The following is a 7,356-nucleotide window of genomic DNA, read 5'->3' as shown; positions in this document are numbered from 1 at the left end:
AACTTCTTTGCCCAACTCAAGCAATATCGAGCGATTGCCACACGCTATGATAAACGGGCAATAAACTTTCTATCCGCAATTTATCTGGCTGCTACCGTTATCTGGCTTAATTGATGACACGCCCTAGGGTAAGACTTAGGCATCAACTCTAATTTGATCAGAATTAATCCGGAAGACAAATAATTAATGGTGTAGTACTCATCGTAGCCCTAGTTAATCTGCCCTACTTACTCAGATATAATGATAGATTCCTATTTTTTAATACATCACCGCTTTGTATGTTACTGTTTGCAAGCTCACGAGCTGACAATGAGGCTACAAAGGAAGCATCCCTTGTTGGAAACAGTATTACCCGACGACAAATATACCTGGGGGGGCGACGAAACAAGCTGAAATGCTTGCTATGTAAAGTTAGTAGCATTTTGTGGTAAAAAAAAGTAGGTCTCTAATTTGCAACAAGACCTACGTGTTAACAATGTTACCAGCATTCTACCAAAACCACATAAAAAGTCAACTTAGTCTAGCTGAATATATTTTTTAAAAAATTCTGATCAATTTCTTACAGTCAATTAAAAAAGTTAACTTAGAAAAATTAGCAAATACTCTCCCTTTACCAATTAAATTTGAAAGTAGAAGAAAAAGACTACAAAGATTTTTATCCTTACCAAACCTAACAATTGAAAAAGTTTGGGTTCCAATATTTGAAGAATTATTGAAAACATACTTTACTTCAGAAACCCTAATTTATCTAGCAATTGATAGAACAAATTGGGGTCGCATTAATTTAATCATGGTTAGCCTTATTTGGGATAAAAGCGATGCAGCGCGGTCTTGGGGGCCCCCCATGAGCGCAGGGCTGTTTCATTCCCTCAGAAAGCCCATATACTAAGAGAATGTTGTAAGATAATCAAAACAATGAGCTCTTCTTTGATTGAAAGACTCGGTGAAGTAAGGGATTTTCGTACTACTGACGGCAGACGACATCCGTTGTGGGTGGTACTGCTAATAGTCATCATGGGAACAATGAGTGGATACTTGGGTTACCGTGCCCTGGGAGATTTTGCACAACGTCACCGAGAAGATTTAATCGAAGCCTTGAAAATACCAAAAGGGCGTGTGCCATCTTACTCCACCATACGTCGTGTCATGATGGGTATAGATTTTGATAACTTTGCCAAGGTCTTTCAAAGTTGGGCATCAGAGTATATCCAAATCAGTCCTGGAGAATGGTTAAGCATTGATGGCAAAAGTATCAGAGGCACAGTGAGCAATAGCAACACCAAATATCAGAATTTTATTTGCGTGGTGTCGGTATTCACTCATGATCAGGGTTTAGTATTAACTCAAAATCAGTTCGAGAACAAACATGGCAGTGAAATCAGTACAGTTCAAGCTTTGATTAAGACACTTCACTTAGAACAAGCAGTATTGAGCTTGGATTCTCTACACTGCAAAAAAAAAACCTGCGACTTAATTATCAACAGTGGGAATCATTATGCCATCGCGGGAAAAAATAATCAGCCCAAGCTCTATCAACAGATTCAAGTCAATACACAATCAGCAGTGCCCCTGACAACTCATACTAGCATCGAGAAAAAACATGGTCGCCTCACCAAAAGACGTATCAGTGTGTTTGATGATTTGACTGGTATCACTAACCAATGGATTGGCTTGAAAACCCTAATTAAGGTTGAAAGAACAGGACAGCGAGGTAGACAACCATATGTAATGGTTGCTTACTACATCAGTAGTTTGGTCGCTGATGCTGAGATTTTCGCACAAGGCATTCGTGGACATTGGGGAATTGAAAATCGCTTGCATTGGTCAAAAGATGTGGTTTTTAAAGAAGACCGTTCCTCCATCAAAGCAGCCCACGCTCCTGCCAATATGTCCATTATTCGTAGCATTGTTATTAATCTCCTACGTAGTAACGGTTTTTCATCTGTGACTATTGCTCAAAGATTAATTAGCAACAACATCCCCACACTTTTGGCACTTTTGCAATAATTTTGGGAATGAAACAGCCCTGCCCATGAGCGACTGCATCAAGACAGAGCGTTTCCAATATATTTTACTTTGTTGCCCAAGTTAGGGAGTAGTAATTTAACAGAACAACAAAGTGTTTTATCAAAGATTGTACCGATTATTAAAAACTATAAAGTGTGTGTATTAGGAGATAGAGAATTTTGCTCTGTAAAACTAGCTAAGTATCTCCAGAGCTTGGGTGTATACTTTTGTTTACGTTTAAAAAAGAATGAGTTTGTTGAATATAAAAAAGATAATTGGGTTGCACTCAATGATTTAGGTTTAATACCTGGTGTGTCTTTATTTATACAAGGAGTAAAAGTGACTAAGACTCGGGGATTTACAAATTTTAATGTAGCTTGTAAGTGGCAACGTATACTCAAAGGTATAGCTCCTAAGGAAGGATGGTTTATTCTGACAAACTTTGATAGCTTAGAGCTGGCAATTTCAGCTTACAAAAAAAGATTTAATATAGAGGAAATGTTTAGAGACTTCAAGACTGATGGTTATCATTTAGAGAATACTAAAGTTGAAGGTGAACGGTTTATTTCTTTAGTTTTATTGATAGCCATAGCTTACACTTCTGCAACTATTAAAGGTCAGCATATTAAACGTCAAGGAATACAAAAATATGTGGCTCGTGTCAAAGAACCTGATAGAATAGAGCGCAGAAATAGCAGTTTTTACGTTGGTTTATATGGTCAAACCTGGGTTAATTTAAAAGATGTTTGTATAGAATTAGTAACCGAATTAATGAGATTAAATCCTAATAAACGAAAGTATTATCAACGAGGTCTAAGGGCTATATCGCTTATAGAGTCTGGGTTTTAGATTATTTCGTCGCCCCCCAGCAAATATACTCACTCACTCCTAGATTTTGTAGACATCAAAGTAGACATCAAAGCACCGATATTTTAAGGGCTTCAGCCCCCTAAAAAGAGCTAACGTGCCAAAATAGGATGCTCCCGCTACAAAGCACTCTAGATATGGGACTTAGCGTGAAATCCACACTGGAAATGAAGCCGTTTGTGAAGTTTGAGACTCATCAAAGAAAAGGCTAAATCTGACAAAATTATCAGAGATTGAACCCAATCTGGAGCATGCAATCCTATCCAAAAAGAGCTATATCGCTCCAATACTCTCCTGATCAACCGCAATCTCACAACCCTACAACTTACAATCTTACAAAAACACGATTAGCCCATTTTCCGCTTTCCCTTTAAAACCCCAACTTCTGCACCGCCCTACGCTTAACCTCCTCACCCCGCCTATCATACTTGGCCGTAGTCACAGGGGAAGCATGACCTGCTAACTTCTGGACGGTCACAATATCAATCCCAGCATCAAGCAAATCAGAGCAGAAGGTTCTGCGAAAATCATGGGGACTAAAGGACTCCACCCCAGCCTGTTTAGCTCGTTTCTGCAAAATCAACAATACGGCCTGGGGGGTCATTTTTCTGTACTGTATCTGTCCACCTTTCTGTATTGGGCACAAGAGCGCCCCTGGTTGATTACCTCTCGTGCTCAACCAATCATTCACAAACGCGATCGCACCTTCCGGTAAATAAACCGTCCTATCTTTACCCCCCTTACCCTGGCGCACTTCCAATGCACCACTATCACCATCAAAATCCCGCACTTCCAGCTTCACCACCTCTGCCCGTCGCAGTCCTGCACCCCGTAGTATCCCAATTAGGGCGGTATCCCTAGCCCCTTGGTTAGTTGTATCAGAGGCACACACCTTAATGAGTGCCGTAATTTCTGCTTGAGTTAATGCGCGACCTCTGGGTAAGGGATGATTCTTGATCCTGGGTAAATCCACGGCTGCCTCATAATCTTCTGCATCCATCAGTTTTAACTTCTTTGCCACAGTTAATACTCCCCTGAGCGCTGCCATCTTTTTTTGAACTGTGGCGGGGGCATTTATCTCTAATAATGCAGCTTGGACGGCGGCGGTGTGCTGATAGGTAAGGGCTGCCCAGTCAAGAGTGTCTGCATCGCATTCGTTATTAGTAAGTAGGGATGCGATCGCATCTAAGGCTTGCTTCATTGTAGGCTGCGACCCAAGACTCAAGCTGTTCAGATAAACCCGTGCTGGATGCCCAGTCAAGGGTAAAGCTGTGGTGAGAGAGAGTGATGTAGTAGTGAGGGTCACACTGATCCGCTTATCAGAAGGGGCGTTCCAATAAGTAAGAAGGGTCACACTACTTTCACAGTATACTGTTGCCCGTTCCCCCAGCCTCAGCATTGTCTACAAATTACTCATAGACGACGAGCATAATTGCCCAGGTCATCAGGAAAAAACCGAATATTTGATAGTAATTCATAGACTCTTTGAGAAATAAACGGGACACAAGGGCGACAGACAAAACTCCCGTGCCCAGATTCAATGCCGCCATTTCCCCTCCAGTGTAGACTCCATGACCATAACGAATTGCTAAAACATTAAGAATGTATTCTGGGAGGACAATTACCCAACTGATGAGGAGAGCCAGGAGAAATCCTTGGTTTTGGAACCGGATATGACCCAGCCAAGCGAAAGCCATCAGTAAACTTGATAAACATAGCATTAGGGGAACTAAAACGACTTTCATTGAAAATCAAAATGTAATTTCTATTCTGAAGGTAACTTAGCATTAAGCAGTGTGGGAGGATTTCCTGCTAATGAAAACCATGGCGATAATCATTAGCCCAAAACCAAATAGTTTTTTTATGCCCAAATCCTCTCCCAGTAACAGTCGGGAGACCAGGGCAACGCAAATTACCCCAGAACAGAGACGAAAAGCCGCCATCTGTGCCCCAGTGTAAACTTTATAACCTAGCCGAATTGCAACAATATTGATAACATATTCTGGAAGCACAAGCAGCCAAGAGCATAATATAGCCCATATCAAGGGAAATTGGTTAAATTTCAGATGTCCGAGCCAAGCGATTGCCATGATCATACTAGATGTGAAGAGCATGATCGGTACGACAAAAGCTCGGAAACTCTCTGTTACAGGGTTAGATTTTTCGGCGAATAAAAGATTATTTTGTTTCCACACTACAAGTTTTTATCCTATTAATTACCCTAAAAATTTGGCGTTGCTGAATCCAAAAATGGTATACTAAAAATAAAACCATGGAATGCCCTAGATGTCATAGCAATAAAACTCATAAATATGGTCATCAAAGAGGAAAACAAAGATATAAATGCAACGAATGTGGACGACAATTTATAGAGGTTAAAACTGAGCGTGGTTACGATGAAAAAACTAAATTGCTGTGCCTAAAAATGTATCTAAATGGCATGGGCTTTAGAGCCATAGAAAGAGTGACTGGTGTTCACAATACCACCATAATAGGTTGGAAAAAAAAATTAGTTTACGCTTAAAAGATGTATGTTTCACTGAATAAATCCCTGAAATAACTGAAATAGATGAGCTACAAACCTTTGTAAAAAAAAACAAGATTTGGATGTGGACCGCAGCTAACAAGCGCTATCCCGGAATTTTAAACTTTATAGTTGGTGACCGGAGTTCGGAAACTTTTAAAAAGCTTTGGAAGAGCGTAAAATGTTGGCATAGCTTTTGGTATGTTACTGATAAATATGTTGTTTATAAAATATTTATTAATGATATTGACCATTTAACTAAAAAAACTTATATGACTAGAATAGAAAATGAAAATATGAGATTAAGACATTATTTGGCTAGACTACATCGACGCACTCTTTGCTATTCTAAATCATTAGAAATGTTGGAATTATCAATTAGGCTTCTTATTTATTATTTAAAATATCATAAAATCCCCCTTTCAGGTGAAACCATTTCATGATTCAGCAACGCCAAAAATTTGGCTACAGAGAAAAGAACAATCCACAGGCTAGAAACTATACATAGCAGTCATTTCAGCTACAGATTGCCCTAAATTGCACGAACCTTCCATCTACGCCCATAGCTGAGACTATAACAACTGCTACTGATAGCATAAGTCTCAGCTTTCTCTTCACTCCACAAATTTTCGTCCAAATATCATCAGTATAAATACTTAGTCAAATACTGAGTCAGTTGTTGTTTGTCGCGCTATGGCTATCGTCACGTTGCGTGATCGCTCTTAAGTTCGTCGAACTGACGTCGATCAAAAGCCGCTTCCTTTAGAATTGCTTCCTTGGATTCTCAAAAGCCTTGATGAGCAAAGATTTTGAGAGTTATTTCAAGGTAATTTATCAGACTTAGTCTAGGAGATCCGAGATTCTTTGCACTTGGCATTGTGATTAACACAGCGAATAACTATAACTATAATTCGCAATTTGGGCTAAATTGACTGGGTCTAAACTGGCTCGGCCGACCATTACCCCATCGATTTCGGGTTGGGTCATGATTTCATCGATATTATTGGGTTTGACGGAACCGCCGTAAAGAATCGATATATCTTTATGATCCAATTGCTCACGAATGAAACGAATCACGCGATTGGCTTCCGAGGGTTGACAAGTCAGTCCCGTACCAATTGCCCAAACTGCTTCATAAGCAATCAGTAAATGATTAAGATCGACATCGACTAAGGACGATTTCAACTGATTGATTAAAACCTTTTCCGTTTCGCCTGCATCCCGTTGTTGCTGAGTTTCGCCGACACAGAGAATTGGGATTAAGGCATAGTGTTGAGCTGCTTTCAGGCGCAGATTAATTATTTCTTCCGTTTCACATAAACATTGACGGCGTTCGCAGTGACCAATAATAACATAGTGTACGCCAATGTCTGCTAGCATTGAAGCTGAAATCTCTCCAGTATATGCCCCTCCATCTGCCCAGTGAACATTTTGAGCGCCGAGTCGGATTTGACTGCCATTTAGATGGTTAAACAGACTGCCCAAAGCAGTAAACGGGGCACACAGAACGATTTCCCTTTCTGGAGGCGTTTTCTCCAGCTCAGGTATGAGTGTATGTAAAAATTCCACGGACTCAGCCTGATTTTTTTGCATTTTCCAGTTAGCAACAATCAGCGTTTTTTTCATCCCACTAACCCAGTAAATTACAAAGCTATCTTCACATAAGATTAGGGATATAACAAGTCTGAAAATCCTTGCTGACGGACACAAGTGCTTGAAAAGCAAGTAGGGAAGGGGTTGGACAAAACAGAAAAATCTGGGTAAATGGGGTAGTCAAGAAAAATCCCAGTTATGACCCAGAAAAAAAATCTACTCACAAGTGTATAGCTACCTGGTTGACTGACAAAAGTTGAGCGCGATTTCACGAACCCCTTACCAGGGATGGGCGCTTTGGGCATTGACATCTGGTTGGGGGAGCCAGCATTCTCAGGAAAGAAACCACTCACATCCCAAAAATG

6 protein-coding genes and 3 pseudogenes are annotated in these 7,356 nt (G+C 40.3%); 5 read left to right on the top strand and 4 right to left on the bottom strand.

Annotated features, from left to right (window positions below):
- The 4 genes and pseudogenes from F6K37_RS27785 to F6K37_RS27770 all read left to right on the top strand — a co-directional run.
- Nucleotides 1–114 (top strand): transposase (locus F6K37_RS27785; protein ID WP_353838575.1); only part of this gene is annotated, 114 nt, incomplete at its 5' end.
- Nucleotides 115–475: 361 nt separating this feature from the next.
- Nucleotides 476–814 (top strand): annotated as a pseudogene (locus F6K37_RS27780) (IS4 family transposase); the annotation flags it as partial.
- A gap of 101 nt (nt 815–915) precedes the next feature.
- Nucleotides 916–2,007, top strand: coding sequence for an ISAs1 family transposase (locus F6K37_RS27775; RefSeq protein ID WP_287253640.1), 1,092 nt, complete (start codon nt 916–918; stop codon nt 2,005–2,007).
- A gap of 45 nt (nt 2,008–2,052) precedes the next feature.
- A pseudogene (locus F6K37_RS27770) lies at nt 2,053–2,856 on the top strand (IS4 family transposase); the annotation flags it as partial.
- Between the two features lie 388 nt (nt 2,857–3,244).
- Here F6K37_RS27770 and F6K37_RS27765 read toward each other — a convergent pair.
- The 3 genes from F6K37_RS27765 to F6K37_RS27755 form a co-directional block, all read right to left on the bottom strand.
- On the bottom strand, nt 3,245–4,180 hold the full coding sequence (locus tag F6K37_RS27765) for a tyrosine-type recombinase/integrase (protein WP_353813176.1): 936 nt from the start codon (nt 4,178–4,180) through the stop codon (nt 3,245–3,247).
- Between the two features lie 103 nt (nt 4,181–4,283).
- A complete protein-coding gene (locus F6K37_RS27760) occupies nt 4,284–4,595 on the bottom strand; it encodes a DMT family protein (RefSeq protein WP_287253638.1) in 312 nt (103 codons plus the stop codon).
- A 66-nt stretch (nt 4,596–4,661) separates the two neighbouring features.
- Nucleotides 4,662–5,069, bottom strand: coding sequence for a DMT family protein (locus F6K37_RS27755; protein WP_287253636.1), 408 nt, complete (start codon nt 5,067–5,069; stop codon nt 4,662–4,664).
- 77 nt (nt 5,070–5,146) lie between these two features.
- Here F6K37_RS27755 and F6K37_RS27750 point away from each other — a divergent pair.
- Nucleotides 5,147–5,841 (top strand): annotated as a pseudogene (locus F6K37_RS27750) (IS1 family transposase).
- A 439-nt stretch (nt 5,842–6,280) separates the two neighbouring features.
- Here F6K37_RS27750 and tpiA read toward each other — a convergent pair.
- The gene (gene tpiA / locus F6K37_RS27745) at nt 6,281–7,024 is read right to left on the bottom strand and encodes a triose-phosphate isomerase (RefSeq protein ID WP_287253634.1); all 744 of its coding nucleotides are present in this window, start codon (nt 7,022–7,024) and stop codon (nt 6,281–6,283) included.
- Nucleotides 7,025–7,356 lie beyond the last annotated feature (332 nt).

The organism is Moorena sp. SIO4E2 (assembly GCF_010671945.1).
GTDB lineage: Bacteria > Cyanobacteriota > Cyanobacteriia > Cyanobacteriales > Coleofasciculaceae > Moorena > Moorena producens.
The sequence above is the reverse complement of the archived record's forward strand: the minus strand, read 5'-3'. Positions and strand labels throughout refer to the sequence as shown.

Excerpts from the sequence above, each read along its gene's own strand:
- F6K37_RS27775 (WP_287253640.1), top strand. The coding sequence starts at position 916 with ATGAGCTCTTCTTTGATTGAAAGACTCGGTGAAGTAAGGGATTTTCGT.
- F6K37_RS27760 (WP_287253638.1), bottom strand. The coding sequence starts at position 4,595 with ATGCTATGTTTATCAAGTTTACTGATGGCTTTCGCTTGGCTGGGTCAT.
- tpiA (WP_287253634.1), bottom strand. The coding sequence starts at position 7,024 with ATGAAAAAAACGCTGATTGTTGCTAACTGGAAAATGCAAAAAAATCAG.